At 64.0% G+C, this 17,183-nt stretch carries 14 protein-coding genes; 7 read left to right on the forward strand and 7 right to left on the reverse strand.

Features of this window, described 5'->3' with window-relative positions:
* Positions 1-67 precede the first annotated feature (67 nt).
* The 3 genes from ACIQUI_RS11095 (at position 68) to ACIQUI_RS11105 (ending at position 3,559) form a co-directional block, all read left to right on the forward strand.
* Positions 68-292 (forward strand): hypothetical protein, encoded by a 225-nt coding sequence (locus tag ACIQUI_RS11095; protein WP_391124305.1) that lies wholly within the window; start codon positions 68-70, stop codon positions 290-292.
* Between the two features lie 205 nt (positions 293-497).
* Positions 498-1,832 (forward strand): OprD family porin, encoded by a 1,335-nt coding sequence (locus ACIQUI_RS11100; RefSeq protein ID WP_403198188.1) that lies wholly within the window; start codon positions 498-500, stop codon positions 1,830-1,832.
* A 236-nt stretch (positions 1,833-2,068) separates the two neighbouring features.
* Positions 2,069-3,559, forward strand: a complete 1,491-nt coding sequence (locus ACIQUI_RS11105) for a diguanylate cyclase domain-containing protein (protein ID WP_403198191.1) — start codon at positions 2,069-2,071, stop codon at positions 3,557-3,559.
* On the opposite strand, the gene ACIQUI_RS11110 is transcribed toward ACIQUI_RS11105, so the two are convergent.
* Positions 3,556-4,032 carry a PA2169 family four-helix-bundle protein gene (locus ACIQUI_RS11110; RefSeq protein ID WP_403198194.1) on the reverse strand — a complete coding sequence of 159 codons (477 nt, stop codon included), beginning with the start codon at positions 4,030-4,032 and terminating at the stop codon, positions 3,556-3,558. The two genes, ACIQUI_RS11105 and ACIQUI_RS11110, sit on opposite strands and share 4 nt — an antisense overlap.
* A 202-nt stretch (positions 4,033-4,234) precedes the next feature.
* Here ACIQUI_RS11110 and ACIQUI_RS11115 point away from each other — a divergent pair, with 202 nt between their 5' ends.
* Positions 4,235-4,456 carry a putative quorum-sensing-regulated virulence factor gene (locus ACIQUI_RS11115; RefSeq protein WP_391124274.1) on the forward strand — a complete coding sequence of 74 codons (222 nt, stop codon included), beginning with the start codon at positions 4,235-4,237 and terminating at the stop codon, positions 4,454-4,456.
* A 121-nt stretch (positions 4,457-4,577) separates the two neighbouring features.
* Here the strand turns inward: ACIQUI_RS11115 and ACIQUI_RS11120 are convergent, their stop codons facing one another.
* From ACIQUI_RS11120 to ptsP, 3 genes are read right to left on the reverse strand one after another with little or no spacing between them, the layout of a single operon-like run.
* On the reverse strand, positions 4,578-6,317 hold the full coding sequence (locus tag ACIQUI_RS11120) for a PTS fructose-like transporter subunit IIB (RefSeq protein ID WP_403198196.1): 1,740 nt from the start codon (positions 6,315-6,317) through the stop codon (positions 4,578-4,580).
* Complete coding sequence (gene pfkB, locus ACIQUI_RS11125; RefSeq protein WP_403198199.1) at positions 6,314-7,261, reverse strand: 1-phosphofructokinase; 948 nt, start codon at positions 7,259-7,261, stop codon at positions 6,314-6,316. The genes ACIQUI_RS11120 and pfkB overlap by 4 nt, the downstream gene beginning before the upstream one ends.
* A complete protein-coding gene (ptsP, locus tag ACIQUI_RS11130) occupies positions 7,262-10,114 on the reverse strand; it encodes a phosphoenolpyruvate--protein phosphotransferase (RefSeq protein WP_403198202.1) in 2,853 nt (950 codons plus the stop codon).
* 353 nt (positions 10,115-10,467) lie between these two features.
* On the opposite strand from ptsP, the gene cra reads away from it, so the two are divergent.
* Together cra and ACIQUI_RS11140 are read left to right on the forward strand one after the other, a co-directional pair.
* Entirely contained in the window at positions 10,468-11,463 is a 996-nt protein-coding gene (gene cra / locus ACIQUI_RS11135; protein WP_403198206.1) for a catabolite repressor/activator, read from the forward strand.
* Between the two features lie 2 nt (positions 11,464-11,465).
* The gene (locus ACIQUI_RS11140; RefSeq protein WP_403198209.1) at positions 11,466-12,242 is read left to right on the forward strand and encodes a TatD family hydrolase; all 777 of its coding nucleotides are present in this window, start codon (positions 11,466-11,468) and stop codon (positions 12,240-12,242) included.
* A 123-nt stretch (positions 12,243-12,365) separates the two neighbouring features.
* Here the strand turns inward: ACIQUI_RS11140 and ampE are convergent, their stop codons facing one another.
* From ampE to ACIQUI_RS11155, 3 genes are all read right to left on the reverse strand, one after another.
* Positions 12,366-13,196: a regulatory signaling modulator protein AmpE gene (ampE, locus tag ACIQUI_RS11145; protein WP_403198212.1), complete on the reverse strand. Its 831-nt coding sequence runs from the start codon at positions 13,194-13,196 to the stop codon at positions 12,366-12,368.
* Positions 13,193-13,765: a 1,6-anhydro-N-acetylmuramyl-L-alanine amidase AmpD gene (gene ampD / locus ACIQUI_RS11150; RefSeq protein ID WP_403198214.1), complete on the reverse strand. Its 573-nt coding sequence runs from the start codon at positions 13,763-13,765 to the stop codon at positions 13,193-13,195. The genes ampE and ampD overlap by 4 nt, the downstream gene beginning before the upstream one ends.
* Positions 13,766-13,853: 88 nt before the next feature.
* Positions 13,854-16,004, reverse strand: coding sequence for a DUF1631 domain-containing protein (locus ACIQUI_RS11155; protein WP_403198217.1), 2,151 nt, complete (start codon positions 16,002-16,004; stop codon positions 13,854-13,856).
* 242 nt (positions 16,005-16,246) lie between these two features.
* Here ACIQUI_RS11155 and nadC point away from each other — a divergent pair, with 242 nt between their 5' ends.
* On the forward strand, positions 16,247-17,095 hold the full coding sequence (gene nadC, locus ACIQUI_RS11160; RefSeq protein WP_403198219.1) for a carboxylating nicotinate-nucleotide diphosphorylase: 849 nt from the start codon (positions 16,247-16,249) through the stop codon (positions 17,093-17,095).
* Positions 17,096-17,183: the final 88 nt, after the last annotated feature.

Consider the following 17,183-nt stretch of genomic DNA (forward strand, 5'->3'; position numbering starts at 1 on the left):
GTGCATCGAAAGGACTAACTTTACCCCCGTCCTCATTAGCACTTGCACCGCAAGAAGGTAGTTTCAAATGTCCAACAGTATGGGTATTGCCAGCGTCTTCGTTCTGTCTTCCCTGTTGTTGTCGCCCCTGGCCATGGCCGAAGAATCCAGCGCTTTCGTCACCCGTAATGCAGAGCTCGCCGCCGTTCATCAAGAGGCCCGCGACGTTGTAGCCGCAAACAAGGCTGACGCTGCAAAAGACGCCAAACAGACAGCCTCCAAGGCTGCTGTCGATGCCAACGCCGACAGCTGATAAAGCGCTGTCGCTGCTCCCGATTTCCCTTGGCTACGCCATGGGCACCACCGGTGCCGATATGTTAGCCTTTTAAAGCCGCTGCCGATCAGCGGCTTTTTTTATGTGCTGTAACTATCAGCCCGGCTGTAACGTTCACCTATAAGAAAGACGCACATTCAAAAATAACAACTGCCCCACCGTCATACCAAAGGAGCTAGTACCGGTGCCTTCCGCGTTTCGTTTTACCCCGCTGTTCATTGCGTTGACTGCAACGATCCCTTTCGCCGCACAGGCAGATGAAGACAAGGCTGATGGCTTTATCGAAGGGTCGTCCTTCAACCTGCATTTTCGTAATGCCTACTTCAACCGCGACAACCACAATGCCGGCGTGCGTGACACCCGCGAGTGGGGCCAAGGCGCGGTTGCGCGCTTCGAATCCGGTTACACCCCGGGCGTAGTCGGCTTTGGCCTGGATGCCCATGCCATGTTGGGCTTGAAGCTCGATGGCGGTGGCGGCCATGCCGGCACCAGCATCCTGCCCGAGCACATCAAGGACAACGACGAACTGGGCGCTGCGCCGCACTCGTTCTCCACGGCGGGCGCCGCGGTCAAGCTGAAGGCCTTCGACACCGAGCTGAAAGCCGGTGACCTGTTCCTTACCAACCCGGTGATCGCTGGCGGCGAAACGCGCATGCTGCCGCAGACCTTCCGCGGTGTGAGCCTGACCAACACCAGCATCGACGGCCTGCTGCTCGAAGGCGGCCAGGTGAGCTTCACCCACCCGTACAACCAAAGCGGCCACCGCCGTATCGATACCTACTACGGCTCGCTGAACGAGCACGACAAGAGCAAGCACCTGAACTGGGCCGGCGCTTCGTGGAGCGGTACCGAGAACATCACCGCCAACCTGTACGCCGCCGAGCTGAAGGACATCTGGAACCAGTACTACGCTGACTTCGACTACACCTACGTGGTCAACGACCTGGTCAGCCTGAACCCGGGCGTGCACTTCTACCACACCCAGGACACCGGCCAGGCCCTGCTGGGCAAGATCGACAACAACACCTACAGCGTGCACTTTACCGTCAACGCCGGTTACCACAGCGTCACCGCCGCCTACCAGCGGGTCAACGGCAACACGCCGTTCGACTACATCAACCTGGGCGACAGCGTGTACCTGGACAACTCGCGCATGTACTCGGACTTCAATGCGCCAAACGAGCGTTCGTGGAAGCTGCAGTACGACTATGACTTCGCCGGCGTCGGCGTGCCTGGCCTGACCACCTCGCTGTCGTACTCGCGCGGTGAAGCCGACCTGACCAAGGCTACGCAGAACACTGACCACTACGATTACTACCGTGCCGATGGCAAGAACGCCATGCACTGGGAGCGCGACCTGGACGTGAAGTACGTGTTCCAGGAGGGTGACCTGAAAGACCTGTCGGTACTGGTGCGCTATGCCACCCACCGTGGCAGCCAGGGTTATGCATCGATCGACAGCAACAGCGACAACGATGAAGTGCGGGTGATCGTGGATTATCCGCTGAACGTGTTCTGACCTTCGTTTGTAGGCAGCACACGTAAACCCCTGTGGGAGCGGGCGTGCCCGCGAACACCGGCGAAGCCGGTGCCATACACCGCGGCGCTTGCTTCGCGGGCAAGCCCGCTCCCACAGGGTTCGGCGTGAAGCCGAAAGATAGCTATACGTGATTCCGTCGGACAAATCTTGTCCGACAATCCCCGCTTCCCTAGAATGTCGCCGCCGCGAATGGCCCTGCCCACGCAGTAGCGAGCATGCCCACCCGATTACCGCGTTTCGCATTCCTCAGGTCGCACCCCGAGCTGACCCTCAATCTGGGCAGTTGCCTTGCCGTGCTCGCCATCGTAGCCATCGTCAGCTACCTGCTGGCGCGTGAGCGCGACAGCGTGGAGCAGTCGGCCATTCGCTCGTCCAACAACATCGTCCAGCTGATCGAAAGCGACATCCTGCGTAACGCCGAACTGTACGACCAGTCGTTGCAGGGCCTGATCTGGGCCGTCGGGCGCAAGGAACTGCCGGAAATACCCGGCCCCTTGCGCCAGCGCCTGCTGTTCAACGAGGCCTTTGTCGACCGCAAGCGCGGTGATGTGCTGTGGCTGGACAAGCAAGGCAATGTGGTAGGCGACTCCACCAGCAACGTGCCGCGCAAGGCCAACTTCGGCGATACCGGGGTGTTCAAGGCCCATCAGCGCAATGCCAACCTTGGCTTGCTGGTGGGCCCGCCGTTCAAGGCCAGGCTGGGTGACCTGGACTGGTGCATCAGCTTCAGCCGGCGCATCCCCGGGCCCGATGGCGAGTTTGCCGGATTGGCGGCGGGGGCACTGCGCCTGTCGTACTTCAGCGACCTGTTCCAGCGCCTGGACATAGGCGACGACAGCAGTATTAACCTGTTCAATACCGACGGCCAATTGCTCGCCCGCCAACCCTCGCGCCCGCAAGATCCGCTGATCGGCACCAACTATGCCGAGCGGCCCAACTTCCAGCGCATCCTCAATGAGCAAAGCGGCAACTTCATCGCCCGCTCCGGCACCGACGGCAGCCCGCGCATGTACACCTTCGCCCGGGTCGCGCAGCTGCCATTGATCGTACTGGTGGTGCATTCGGCCGACGAAGTGTTCCAGTCGTGGCGGCGCACCGCGATCCTGGTCAGCGTGGCCACCGGTGTACTGTGCGTGGGCATTCTCTGGCTGACCCTGCTACTGGGCCGCGAACTGCGCCGCCGCCAGGAGGCCGAGCTAGGCCTGGCTACCTTGGCCGCCACCGACAGCCTGACCGGCCTGGCCAACCGCCGCCGCCTGGACCAGGTGCTGCGCCAGGAGTGGGCACGTGCGCAGCGCAATCGCAAGCCGCTGGCGGTGCTGATGGTGGATGTGGACCATTTCAAGGCGTTCAACCAGCGCCATGGCCATGCCGGTGGCGACCATGCCCTGCGCGAAGTGGCCAAGGCCATCGAGGCGTGCATCCGCCGGCCGGCCGACCTGGCTGCGCGTTACGGTGGGGAGGAGTTCCAGATAGTGCTGCCGGAAACCGACCTGGCTGGCGCACGGCTGCTGGCCGAGCGCATCCGTGCCAGTGTCGAAGCGTTGGCACCCTTTGCCGATGATGCCCACGCGGTGACGGTGAGCATCGGTATCGGCCTGTCTGGCACCCAGCACGACCTGACCGGGGTGCTGGGTGCCGCGGACGAAGCGCTCTACCGGGCCAAGGCCAAGGGCCGCAACCGGGTAGAGGGGCCTGACGCTTAGGAGCGAGCGCGGGCGGCGTTGCGCAGGGCCTTGACCTGGTCATGGTTGCGCTGCACGCCTTGCAGCTGTTTTTCCACCAGGCTGTAGGTCATGTCGCTGGCAGTGCGGCCCAGCTTGACCAGTTTTTCGCGAGCCTCTTTGTAAGCCTTCAGGGCGTGGTCCTCACCCCGCTCCACTTCGTTGAGCACCGCTTCTTCATCCTTGCCAGTGACCATCGACTTGAGGTTGACCCAGCCACGGTGCAGGTCGCCGCTGATGCTGGTGGAAGTTTCCGGGTCGCCGCCCAGTCGGCGCACTTCGCTTTGCAGCTCGCCAGCGGCGTTGGCGCACTCACCGGCACGCTGGACGAAGAACGCTTTCAGCTCGGGGTCCTTCACATCATCGGCGGAAGCCTTGAAGCCCTTCTCACCATCCTTGCTGTACTCGATCAGGTCGTTGAGCACATCAATCACGTCTTTGTTGGGGTTGCTCATGGTCGAACTCCTTGGCAGGTGATAGTCATCTGTAATGGAGCAGAGTTCGTGCCAAGCGATGGATCAAAAATAAAATCATTTAAATCAATAACTTACACTTAAAAGACTGACCGCATATGAGGGCGTTCTGCATGATCCACGCTTGGGCGTTCGTGCAGATTGCAGTATGGTCGGCACTTTTCCACTGCCAGGTGCGCCGAACATGAAACCGGAAACCCTCGAACTGCTGGTGACCCGGACCATGCCATTTGGCAAGTACCAGGGGCGCATCATTGCCGACTTGCCGGGGGACTACCTGGCGTGGTTTGCGCGCAAGGGTTTCCCGGCGGGAGAACTGGGTGGGTTGCTGGCGTTGATGCATGAGGTCGACCACAACGGCCTGGGTGACCTGCTGGTGCCGTTGCGGCAAAAGCACGGGCGTTGACCTGTTCCGGCCTCTTCGCGGGCACGCCCGCTCCCACAGGTACCGCATGAACTTGAGGTTTGCAGGATCCCTGTGGGAGCGGGCGCGCCCGCGAAGAGGCCTGTAGCCCCTATGAAAATCTTTACACTTTCACCGGCGCCACCGCCAACTCCACCTGCTCGCTCTTCTTGATAACCGCATACACCACTGCCGTCAGCAGGCTACCCGCCACGATCGCCAGCAAATACAGCAGTGCATGGTTGATCGCATTGGGGATCAGCAGCACAAACAACCCACCATGCGGCGCCATCAGCTTGCAACCGAAGTACATCGACAACGCCCCGGTCAACGCGCCACCGGCAATACTGGCCGGAATCACCCGCAGCGGGTCCTTGGCAGCAAACGGGATCGCCCCTTCGGAAATGAAGCACAAGCCCAGCGCCAAGGCCGCCTTGCCCGCCTCGCGCTCGCTCTGGGCAAACTTGCGCCGGGCAAGGAAGGTGGCGATGCCCAGGCCTATCGGCGGCACCATGCCGGCAGCCATGGTCGCCGCCATCGGTGCGTAGCTGGACGAGGCCAGCAGCCCTACCGAAAAGGCATAGGCAGCCTTGTTGATCGGCCCGCCAAGGTCGACGCACATCATCCCGCCCAGCAACAGCCCCAGCAGGATGGCATTGGTGGTGCCCATGCTGTCGAGGAAGTGCGTGAGGCCTTCGAGCATGGCCGCGACCGGTTGGCCAACCACGTAGATCATCACCAGCCCGGTGAACAGGCTGGCCAATAGCGGAATGATCAGGATCGGCTTGAGCGCTTCAAGGCTGGTGGGCAAGCGCGCCCAGCGGGCAATGGCCTTGGCGCTGTAACCGGCCAGAAAGCCGGCGACAATGCCACCGATGAAACCGGCGCCCAAGGTACTGGCCAGCAGGCCGCCGATCATGCCGGGCGCAAGCCCCGGGCGGTCGGCAATGGACCAGGCGATATAGCCCGCCAGCAGCGGCACCATCAGCTTGAACGCAGCCTCGCCACCAATCTGCATCAGCGCCGCCGGCAAGCTGCCGGGCTCTTTGTAGGCTTCGATGCCGAACACGAATGACAGGGCAATCAGCAGGCCGCCAGCCACCACCATCGGCAGCATGAACGACACGCCGGTAAGCAGGTGCTTGTACACCCCGGTCTTCTCGCCCTTGGCTGGCGTGGCTGGCGCTGCGGCGTCGGTACTGCCTTGCACCTTGCCTTCGGCCAGGGCCTTGTCCAGCGTGGCCCGCGCCTGCTTCAGGGCGATGCCGGTGCCGCAACGGTAGATGCGTTTACCGGCAAATCGGGCAGTGGGCACCTCGATGTCGGCGGCCAGCAGCACCACGTCGGCGGCAGCGATAGCCTCGGCAGACAACGGGTTGCGCGCGCCCACCGAGCCTTGGGTCTCGACGGTCAGTTGGTATCCCAACTGCTGCGCGGCTTGCTGCAAGGCCTCTGCGGCCATGAACGTATGCGCTACGCCAGTCGGGCAGGCAGTGACGGCAACGATGCGTGCGCCGGCGCTGTCAGCCACTACCGGGCTTGCCGGCACATCTGCCAGCAACCGGGCATTGCTGGCGGCTTCATCGAGGAAGCCTTCGCGATCAGCCAGGGCCTGCGAGGGCGTGCTCTGGTACACGCGCTTGCCGACGAAGCGGCCCAGGTCCACCGGGCCGGTGCTGACCACCAGCACCCAGTCGGCCTCGGCGACCTGCGCGGCGCTCAGCTGCCGCTCGGGATGCTCGGCATCCTGCACTTCTACACTGGTGCTCCAGCCGCGCCGCTGGGCAGCGGCAGACAACAGCCGCGCACTCAGCACACTCGACACCTGGCCGTTGGGGCAGGCGGTGACAATGGCAATGTTCATCGGCAACCCTCTTGTTGTTCTGTCAGTTGCACGGCGGCTTGCAGCCGCGCCAGTTGCTGGCGGTCACGGATGCCGAAGCCAACCTGGGTGACGGCCTGGGCGGCAATCGCGGTGGCGCGGGCCAACGTCTGCGCAGGGGGCTCGCCCTGCAACAGGCCATGCACCATGCCAGCGACCAACGAGTCCCCCGCGCCCACCGTGCTGGCGACCCGCACGGCGGGCGGGCGGGCGTGTAACGCCAGGCCGCTGGCAAACCAGCTGACACCTTGCTCACCGGCAGACACCACCACGTGTTCTACGCCGCTTGCCAGCAGGCGCTCGGCGGCAGCACGCTGCTGCGCCGGGTTATCCACAGCCAGGCCAAGTACTTCGCCCAGCTCTTCGGTATTGGGCTTGACCAGCCAGGGCGCGCTTTGCAGGCCTGCACGCAGGGCTTCGCCGCTGCTGTCCAGGGCTACCCTGAGGCCTTGGGCCTTCAGTTGCTCAAGCAACTGGCGGAACCACTCGGCACTGATCCCGCGCGGCAGGCTACCTGCCACCACCACGGCATCGTGGCCCGGGGCAACCTGTTCCAGCCGGCGCAGCAAGGCGCTGCGCGCCGCCTCGTCGACCTCCGGCCCCTGGCCGTTGATGTCGGTGACGCGGCCATCAGCCTCGACCAGCTTGATGTTGCTGCGGGTCTCACCGGGCACGCGCACAAAGCAGTCGGCAAAGCCGCGCCAGCCGATCAGTGCCTCGAAGGGCTGCAGGTTGTCCTGCCCGAGGAAGCCGCCAACGGTCACGCTGTGGCCCAGGTCGGCCAGCACCTGGGCAACGTTCAGCCCTTTGCCCGCCGCGTGGCTCTGTTGCGCCTGGCTGCGGTTGACCTGCCCAGGGCGCAAGGTGCCAAGACCGATGGTGATGTCCAGCGCCGGGTTCAGGGTGAGGGTAAGGATCTTGGCCATTCAGTAACGCTCCACCAGCGCGCGAACCGCTGCGGCGCTGTCTTGTTGCAGGGCCTCGCGCGCCAGGGCGCGGGCCGTCTGGTGATCGGCCTGGCGAACCAGAGCCTTGACTTCGGCGATGCTGCGCGCAGAAACGCTGAGTTCATCCACGTCCAGGCCCAGCAGCACCGGCACCGCCTGAGGGTCGGCCGCCAACTCGCCGCACACACCGACCCACTTGCCATGGGCATGGGCAGCACGCACGGTCATCTCGATCAGGCTGAGCACCGCCGGGTGCAGGCCGTCGGCCTGGGCGCTAAGGCTCGGGTGGCCACGGTCGATGGCCAGGGTGTACTGGGTCAGGTCGTTGGTGCCGATGCTGAAAAAGTCCACTTCACGCGCCAGTTGCGCGGCCAGCAAAGCGGCCGAAGGTACCTCGACCATAATCCCCAGTTGCAGGTCGGCCACCGGTATTTCAGCCCGCAGGCGCTCGACCATGGCCCGCGCCTCGCGCCACTCGTGCACCTGGCCAACCATCGGGAACATGATGCGTAGCGGGCGCTGGTCGGCAGCGCGCAGCAAGGCGCGCAACTGGTCTTCCATGATCTGCGGGCGCTGCAGGGTCAGGCGCACGCCCCGCACACCCAGGAAGGGGTTTTCCTCGGCGGCGATCGGCCAGTATGGCAGTGGCTTGTCACCGCCGACATCAAGGGTGCGCACCACCAGCGGCCGCCCGCCCAGGCCATCGAGCACGCGGCGGTACTCGGCCTCCTGGGTGGCTACGTCCGGGGCCTGGGGGTGGGCCATGAAAATCAGTTCGGTGCGCAGCAGGCCCACGCCTTCGGCGCCCTGTTCCACCACCTTGGCAATGCCGTTGCTGTCACCGATGTTGGCGAACACCTCGACAGCGTGGCCGTCGCGGGTCACCGCCGGCTCGAAGCGGTTGGCCCAGGCAGCCTGCAGCCTTTGCTCGCGCAGGTCGCGCTCGGCCAGCGCCCGTTGCAGCTCATCCGCTGGCGGCGCCACGTTGACCACCCCGCGCTGGCCATCGAGCAACAGCGGCGTGCCGCTTTCCAGCAGCAGTATCGACGCACCTGCGCCGACCACCGCCGGGATGCCCAACGCGCGCGCAACGATAGCACTGTGGGCGGTGGCGCCGCCCTGGGCGGTGACGATACCGGCAACCCGGCCTGGGTCCAGCCGGGCCACATCGGACGGGCCGACTTCGGTCATCACCAGCACGTACGGTTGCTCGGGCTCAACCTGAGCCTGCACGCCACACAATTGCGCCAGCACGCGGCGGCCGATGTCGCGCAGGTCGGCGGCGCGCTCGGCCAGCAAGGCATCGTGCAACGCCTCCTGCTGACGTGCTGCGGCTTCGATCACCGCCATCCAGGCTGCCGCGGCGCTTTCGCCTTGGGCAAGGCGCTGTTCGACATCGTCGGTCAGGGCCGGGTCGGCGAGCATTTCCTGGTGGGTGACGAAGATCTCGCCGATGGCCTTGTCGCTTCGCTTCACCAACGCCTGCAGGTCGCTGTCTACCATCGCCATGGCCTGGCGCAGCTTTTGCCGTTCCACTGCAGTGGATTCACCACGTAGCGGGTAATCGATGTCACGCTCGACACACACATGCGCCGGGCCGCTGGCAATGCCGGGGGCAGCACCCACGCCCTGAATGCGGCTACCGGCCCCGGGCACTTGCAGCACCTCGGGCGCGGCACTGGCAACGGCTGCCACAGGTTGCGCCAGCGGCTCCACCTCTTCACCCAGGCCTTGCTCAATGGCGGCCACCAGTACCGGTAAAGCTTCGGCGGCGATGCCCGGCTCGGCCACCAGCTCCAGCGTCTGGCCACGGCGGGCACCAAGGCTGAGCAGCTTGCTCAGGCTCTTCACCGACACCGCCGGCTGCGCGCTGTCGACCAGACGAACGCGGATTTCCCCCTCGAAGCCTTTGGCCAGTTGCGCCAGCACCTTGGCCGGGCGGGCATGCAGGCCATGCGGGTTGGCCAGCACGACGCGCGCGCCGGGCCAGTCCGCTGGTGCCTCGCCCCCCAGGACTTCGAGCACCGCACGGCTGCTGGTGGCCTGGTAGAGCATCTGCCCACGGCCTTCGATCAGCACTTCGCACAGGCGCTCGAGCAGGGCCTGGTGAGCGGCACCCAGGCTGGCCAGGCAGAACAGGCCGTTAAGCGGTTGGCCGCGGTAACGCAGTGGCTGCTGCGGGGTGATAAACGCCAGGCCTGGTTGTCGCACCTGACGCTCGCTGTGCAGCCACCACAGGCCCTCGCCCAGTGGCAGCGGCTCAGCCTGTTGCAGCACGGCGGCAAAGCCGCTGTCGACACAGTCGGCACGCTGCAGCAGGCGGGCACCACGCCAGGCCAGTTCGTCAAAATCTTCAGCGGGCAGGTTCAGGCCGACCAGTTGCGCATCCAGTGCCAGTTCCCGAGGCGCACCTTGCAGCAGCTTGAGCAGCGCGTCGGCAGAACCGGCCCGGCGCAATGCTTCGGCCAGGTCGGTCTCACCCAGGGCGCGGGTCAGCAGTTGCAGCAGGCGCAAGTGTTCATCGGAGCGTGCGGCAATGCCGATGGCCAGGTAGACCCTTTGCCCATCACCCCAGTCCACGCCCTCGGGGAACTGCAACAGGCGCACGCCGGTGGCATACACCAGGTCACGGGTCTGCGGCGTGCCATGGGGAATGGCGATGCCCTGGCCGAGGAACGTCGAGCCCTGGGCCTCGCGGGCCTGCAGCCCTTGCAGGTACCCGGCGGCGACCAGGCCATCGGCAACCAGCCGCTCGGCCAGCAGGCGCAATGCCTCGGCTTTGTCGGCGGCCACCTGGCCCATGGCTATCTGCTCCTTGGCGAGCTCGAGCATGACCTTCTCCTTTTGCAGTTCCCGGTCGGGTACTGGAGTATTGTTGTGAAATTCAAGGGAATGGCCAGTTACGAGCTCTAAGCTGCAAGCTGCAAGCTGCAAGAAAAAGCGAGCCCGTGCGCAGGCCGCTTCTTCTTGTAGCTTGCAGCTTGCAACTTAGAGCTGCTTCAGAAAATTCGGCAGCTGAAACGATTAATCTGACCAGACGGCCACGTTACTCGATAATCTGCCCGGTAAAAAGCCCCATCCTGTCGGACAATTGCGACAATGGTCGTCTGCGCGTGATGCCTGCGCTGGGTCAAACTACCCGGTCCGGCCTTACAGCCAGCCCCGGAAATAACAAGGAAAATTCGGTGAAACTCAGCGATATCGCCCGTCTGGCCGGTGTGTCCGTGACCACAGCCAGCTACGTCATCAACGGCAAGGCTGAACAGCAGCGCATCAGCAATACCACCGTCGAGCGCGTGCGTGCGGTGGTCGAGGCCCACGGCTTCACTCCCAACCCGCAGGCTGCCGGCCTGCGCAGCCGGCACACCCGCACCCTGGGCTTCATTCTCCCGGATCTGGAGAACCCCAGCTACGCCCGTATTGCCAAGCAGCTGGAGCAAGGTGCGCGCGCCCGTGGTTACCAGCTGCTGATCGCCAGCAGCGACGACCAGCCCGACAGCGAGCGCCAGTTGCAGCAACTGTTCCGCGCGCGCCGTTGCGACGCGCTGTTTGTCGCCAGCTGCCTGCCGCCAGAAGACCACAGCTACCGCGACCTTCAGGACAAAGGCCTGCCGGTGATCGCCATTGACCGCCGTCTGGACCCTGCGCACTTCTGCTCGGTGATCAGCGATGACCGCGACGCCAGCCGCCAACTGGCCGCCAGCCTGCTCAGCGCCGCCCCACGCAGTATTGCCCTGATCGGCGCGCGCCCTGAGCTGTCCGTAAGCCAGGCGCGTGCCGGCGGGTTCGAAGAAGCACTGCAAGGTTATGCCGGTGAAGTGCGGCGCTACCAGGGCGAAGCGTTCAGCCGTGAATGCGGCCAGCGCCTGATGCAGCAGCTGATCGATGATCTGGGCGGCCTACCAGATGCGTTGGTGACCACCTCGTACGTGCTGCTGCAAGGCGTGTTCGACACCTTGCAGGCACGCCCTGCCGATTCTCGCCAACTGCAACTGGGTACCTTTGGCGATAACCAGTTGCTCGATTTCCTGCCGCTGCCGGTCAATGCCATGGCCCAGCAACACGGTCTGATTGCGGCCACAGCGCTCGAACTGGCGCTGGCGGCCATCGAGGAGAAGCGCTACGAACCTGGTGTGCATGCCGTCGGCCGCACCTTCAAGCAGCGCATCACAGCGGCCTGAACATGCGCCTGATCGACACCCACACCCACCTGGACTTTCCCGACTTCGACGCCGACCGCCCGCGCCTGCTGGCCAACGCGGCGGCGCGTGGCGTGGAACGGATGGTGGTGCTGGGGGTGTATCAGGCGAACTTCCAGCGGGTGCTGGACCTGGCCAGCACCGATCAGCGCCTGTTCGCGGCGCTCGGCCTGCACCCGGTCTACCTCGACCAGCACCGCCCGGAGCACCTGGTGCAATTGCGCGAATGGCTGGAGCGCCTGCACGGCGACCCAAGGCTTTGTGCAGTGGGTGAGTTTGGCCTGGACTACTACCTTGAAGACCTGGACAAAGCCCGCCAACAGGAGCTGTTTGAAGCGCAACTGCAAATGGCCTGCGACTTCACGCTGCCCGCCCTGCTGCACGTGCGCCGCAGCCATGCCCAGGTGATCGCCACACTCAAGCGCTACAAGCCGGCGCGGGCGGGGGTGATCCATGCCTTTGCCGGCAGTTACGAAGAGGCGCGCGAATACATCAAGCTGGGCTTCAAGCTCGGGCTTGGCGGTGCCGCAACCTGGCCGCAGGCGCTGCGGCTACGCAGGACCTTGGCGCGGTTGCCGTTGGAGAGTGTGGTGTTGGAGACCGATGCGCCGGATATGGCGCCGGTGATGTACCCGGGGGTTCGGAACAGCCCGGAGCATCTGCCGGAGATTGCCGGCGCGCTGGCCGAAGTGATGGGGATTGATGTCGGAGAGCTGGCAGAGGCCAGTAGCCGAAATGCTTGCGAGTTGTTTGGCTGGTAGATGTCTTGTTGCCTGTGGTGGCCTCTTCGCGGGCAAGCCCGCTCCCACAGGGTCCGCGCCAGCTCTGGAAACTACGCCGTACTGTGGGAGCGGGCTTGCCCGCGAAGAGGCCAATGAATGGTTTCAGACCAGCACCGTCCACAGCGCAAACCCGGCATACCACAGCACCGCACAGCGCAGCAGCAGTTCCCACAGACTGTCCAGCCGCCCCAGCCCGCGCTGGCTGTCTTCTTCCTCGGGAATATCGTCGGCAATGCGCCCTACCCTGGCCACCAGGTGCGCAGCGCTGATGTGCCAGTTGAGCACCTCATGCAGCATCACCCGGGTAACCGCGAGGAAGTTGCCAACCAAAGCAAAGCTCAACGCCAGCAAACGAACCGGCAACCAATCCATGATATGCCGCAGCTGTTCGGCACGTGCCTTCAATGCCGGCTGCTGGCTGTGCTCGCCGCACAGCGCCAGCAGGCGGTAAGCCAGCGCTGCTCCCGGGCCCAGCACGAAGTACCAGAAGATCACCGCGAAAAAGCCCTGGTACACCTGCCACAGCAGGTTGCCCTGCACGCGCACCAACAGGCTGTGTGGCTCGTCGGCCGCCAGGCCCAGGTCACGCTCCGCAACATGCAGCGCCGCCTGGTCATCACCACGCCGCCAGGCATCGCGGAACGGCCCAAGCGAAGCCTTGGCATCGCCACGGCCCAGGCTATAGACCAGCACCAACAGGTGTACCGGCAAGGCCAACAGCCCATACGCTACCGGCTCCAGTACATGCAGCAGCAATACCAGCAGCGCTACCGGTGCCAGCACCAGGATGGCCAGCGTCCACCCGGGGTGAACCTTGCCGCTGCGTTCCAGCCGCACCAACTCGCCAAGGAAAAACCCGTCACGCTGCACCTGATGACGCAGGGCCGAAAACTTCTCGACCCACAGCGCCAGCAGCAACACCAGAAAACTCATGCCTTGTCCTCCTTATGCAGCAACGCTTCGCGGTAACGCGGCCAATCGAAGGACGGGCCGGGGTCGGTCTTGCGTTGCGGGGCAATGTCGCTGTGGCCCTGGATACGACCCAGGTCGATGGCAGGCCAGGCACTGCGAATGTGTTGGGTGAGTTGCTCCAGCACGGCGTACTGGGCATCGGTATAGGCCAGGTCGTCAGTACCTTCCAGCTCGATACCGATGGAGAAATCATTGCAGCCTTCGCGCCCGTCGAAACATGACACACCCGCGTGCCAGGCGCGGTCGAGCAGCGACACAAACTGGGTCACCGCCCCGTCACGTTCGACAAAAATGTGTGCCGATACGGTCAGGTGGTTGATGCTGGCGAAGTAAGGGTGTTCGTCGGGGTCCAGGCGGTTCTGGAAGAATTGCTGCACCTTGCCGGTGCCGAAACAGGCTGGCGGCAGGCTGATGTTGTGGATCACCAGCAGGGAAATCGATTCGCCGTCGGGGCGGGCATTGAAATTCGGCGAGGGGCAGTGGGTGATTCCGATTCCGTGGAACCAGCCAGTGGCACGGTCCAATTGCATGGGGCAGATCCTGAAAGCGCCGTGAACAGAGCCACAGTATGCCCTGCCGCAAACGCCGTTTGCATGTGAATGATTGTAATGTTGCCGCCTACTGCACCTGCGGCTGCCGTAGCCCGTCGAGCACCGCTTCCAGTGCTCGCTCGAACAACAACCCGTCATCCAGCACCCGCACATCGCCTCGGTTCAGTGCCTGGGCCAGGCCGGTTCCGTTCCACTCACGCACTTTCAAGCCGGTGCGGTTGGCAAATACCAGCCGGTCGCTGCTACCAATGCGCGCCACCAGTTTGCAGCGCAGTGCTTCGTCGTCATCGCGGACTTCAACCCAGGTACCGATACGTAAGCGCTGCACTTGGCGCATCGCCAGTGCCTGCCCATCGGCAATGTGCAGCGGTGCGCAGCCAGGCTCTTCGGCAATCGCCAGCACGATGTCTTCGTCCACCAGCACTTCGACAACATCACTACCAGTGGCTAGCTTGGCAGTTGAGCAGGCACGCAGGTGTAGTTGTTCCAGTTGCAGGAAGAATTCACGGGTTGCCGCCGAATCCAGGGCCACGCTGGCCAAGCCATCACGCAGTGCCTTGAGCAAGCCCGGCACCTGCTGCAACAGGGTTTGCGGCTCGTGCCCGGGGGTGATGCTGGCCAATAGCGTATCCAGGGTATCAAGCGCATCCCGCCAGGGCTGGGACGCCTCGCCCTGTTTGAGCCAGGCCAGCAACAGCACCTGGCTCCAGGCCTGCACCACCATGTGCACCACCACCTGCGGCAAAACGCGGCCACGCAGGCGCTGATTGAGCACGTGCTGCACCTGCTGCCTGGCCTGCAACGTCCGGGCCCGGCCCTCTTCGGCATCGCGGGTGCGTTGCTCCAGCAATTCGTTGCGCCGCCGCTCCTCCTGGTTGAAGGCAAGGAACTCGTCGAGCAACTCGGCAAACAGGCCACAATTCTCGACAAAATCACTGAGCAAACGCTGGACGATACGCTCTACCCGCACCTGCAGGTTGTCACGCAGGCCCTTGCCATCGCATTCCCAACCAATGGCCGCGCCTGCGATCTCGTTGAGCAGCCGGCGTGCCGGATGGCTGGCCCGGCTGAACAGCGCCCTGTCCATCAGCGCGACCTTGAGCAAGGGAATATGCAGGCGCACAAGCAGCGCGCGCAGGCCGGCTGGCAGGTTGTCATCGCCCTGGATAAAGGTGAACAGCATGGCGACCAGGTTGATCATGTCCTCGTCCGCCACGTCGATGCGCCGGCGCGTGCCACTGCGCACACTGACCCGCAACAACAGCTGCTCAAGCTGTTGGCCAAGGTCGAAGTCATCGGCCTCGTGGGTGGCGGGTACGTAGTGCTGCAAATGCGACAGTAGCCTCAGCAGGTCAGCGGTACTGATCGGCCGGGCGGCAGCCACGGCCTGCAATCGAGGTGCAAACTGCCCGCGAACCGGGGCCAGCAGCGCTTGCACCGAGGCGAAGAAGGCCTGCCCTGCTGCGTCGGTGCCCACTTCTTGGCCAAGTTTCAGTGGCCCACGTTGCGCGCGCATGGATCGGTCTTCGGCCCGCCGGCGCGGTACCGGTTGCAGTTCGGGCAGTACACCAGCGGCGCCCAGCAACTGGTTGGCCTCGCCATAGATCATGTCTGCATCGCGCAGCACATAGCGCTCGAACAGTTTCAGCAGCACCAGCTTGACCCGCAGCCCAACCCCCAGGTTGCGCCCTGCATCCAGGAAGTAGCCACATAATGCGGTAGGCCCCAAAGGGTTGTGCTGTTCGTTCAGCGGCCGATCGAGCAAGGCCTGCAAACGCAGGTTCAACTGTTGCAGGGCAATGCCATCGCGTGACAGCACCCTTGCCACCATGCCTTCGATGGCGACAGCCCGCTCCCCTTGGGCCTTGCCACGCGGCTTGCCCGGCTCGGCAAGGTTCGCCAGCAGGTCGACCTGGCCGATACGCACGAAAGTGTCGTAGAACGTATCCAGAAAGCCACGCTCGATGCTCTTGCGCTTCAGGCGCAGGTCACGCATGGCTTCGAAGTACAGGTTCCGGTCACAGCGGTCGACGGACTTGTCGGCCATTTCGAAGAGCGTGTCATCGGCGTTGTCGAACAAATCCTGCAGACCCTGGCGCAATTGCAACGCAGCCTTGTCGCGCACCTGCAGCAGCAATACAGGAAGGCAAGGCAGAGGCATACGCCCCCCTCGGTCGTTGGCTGCCGCCAAGGACACCAACTTGCCTTCTTTATGCATCCTGGATTCCTTGCAGGGTGTCTTGCCCGGAGCGGGCCAAGATCGTCAAAGCTATGACGCCAAATACTGGGCGCTATTATCGGTAAAAAAACGCACACCTGCCAGCACCGATTCACCGGCCGGCTAAAGACCCGGATCGGCTGCGTTTGCTCACTGCGCCCGACCAAAGGTCATCGCCAAGGCGGCTGTACACACCAGCCCCCTGCCCTATAATCGCGGGCATCTAGCTTGTGGAGCCGACCATGCCGAACCTACGCCTTGCCGACCTGACCGCCGAAATCGAAGCCAACGTACGCCGCGCGCTGCTGGAGGACATCGGCAGCGGCGATATCACCGCGCAGCTGATCCCGACCGAGCGCCTGGCCAAGGCCACCATCATCACCCGTGAAGACTGCGTGATTGCCGGCACCGCCTGGGTCGATGCCGTGTTCCGCCAGCTCGACCCACGCGTGGCGGTGCACTGGCAGGTGGCCGACGGCGAACGTGCCACGGCCAACCAGCCACTGTTTCACCTGGAAGGCCCGGCCCGTTCGCTGCTGAGCGGTGAGCGCAGTGCGCTGAATTTCCTGCAGATGCTGTCGGGCGTGGCTACCCGTGCACGCTTTCTGGCTGACTTGGTGGAGGGCACCCAGGTGCGCCTGCTGGACACTCGCAAAACCCTGCCAGGCTTGCGTCTGGCACAAAAGTACGCGGTGACCTGCGGCGGCTGCGATAACCACCGCATCGGCCTGTACGACGCGTTCCTGATCAAGGAAAACCACATCGCCGCCAGTGGTGGCGTGGCCGAGGCAGTGGCTGCGGCGCACCGCATCGCGCCGGGCAAACCGGTGGAAATCGAAGTGGAAAGCCTGGCTGAATTGCGCGAGGCGCTGGCCGCTGGCGCGGACATCATCATGCTGGATGAGCTGAACCTTGAAGAAATGCGCGAAGCGGTGAGCATCAACGCGGGCAAGGCCAAGCTGGAGGCCAGCGGCGGGGTCAATGAAACAACCCTGCGTGTGATTGCCGAAACCGGCGTGGACTACATCTCGATCGGCGCTATGACCAAGGATGTAAAGGCGGTGGACCTGTCGATGCGACTAAGCCTGTGAGCTGACCGCAGGCAATAAAAAACCGGCCATCGAGCCGGTTTTTTTGGGGTTGCCCAAGGCCCTATCGCCGGCAAGCCAGCTCCCACAG

This window comes from Pseudomonas sp. NPDC090592 (genome assembly GCF_044769185.1).
Classification (GTDB): domain Bacteria; phylum Pseudomonadota; class Gammaproteobacteria; order Pseudomonadales; family Pseudomonadaceae; genus Aquipseudomonas.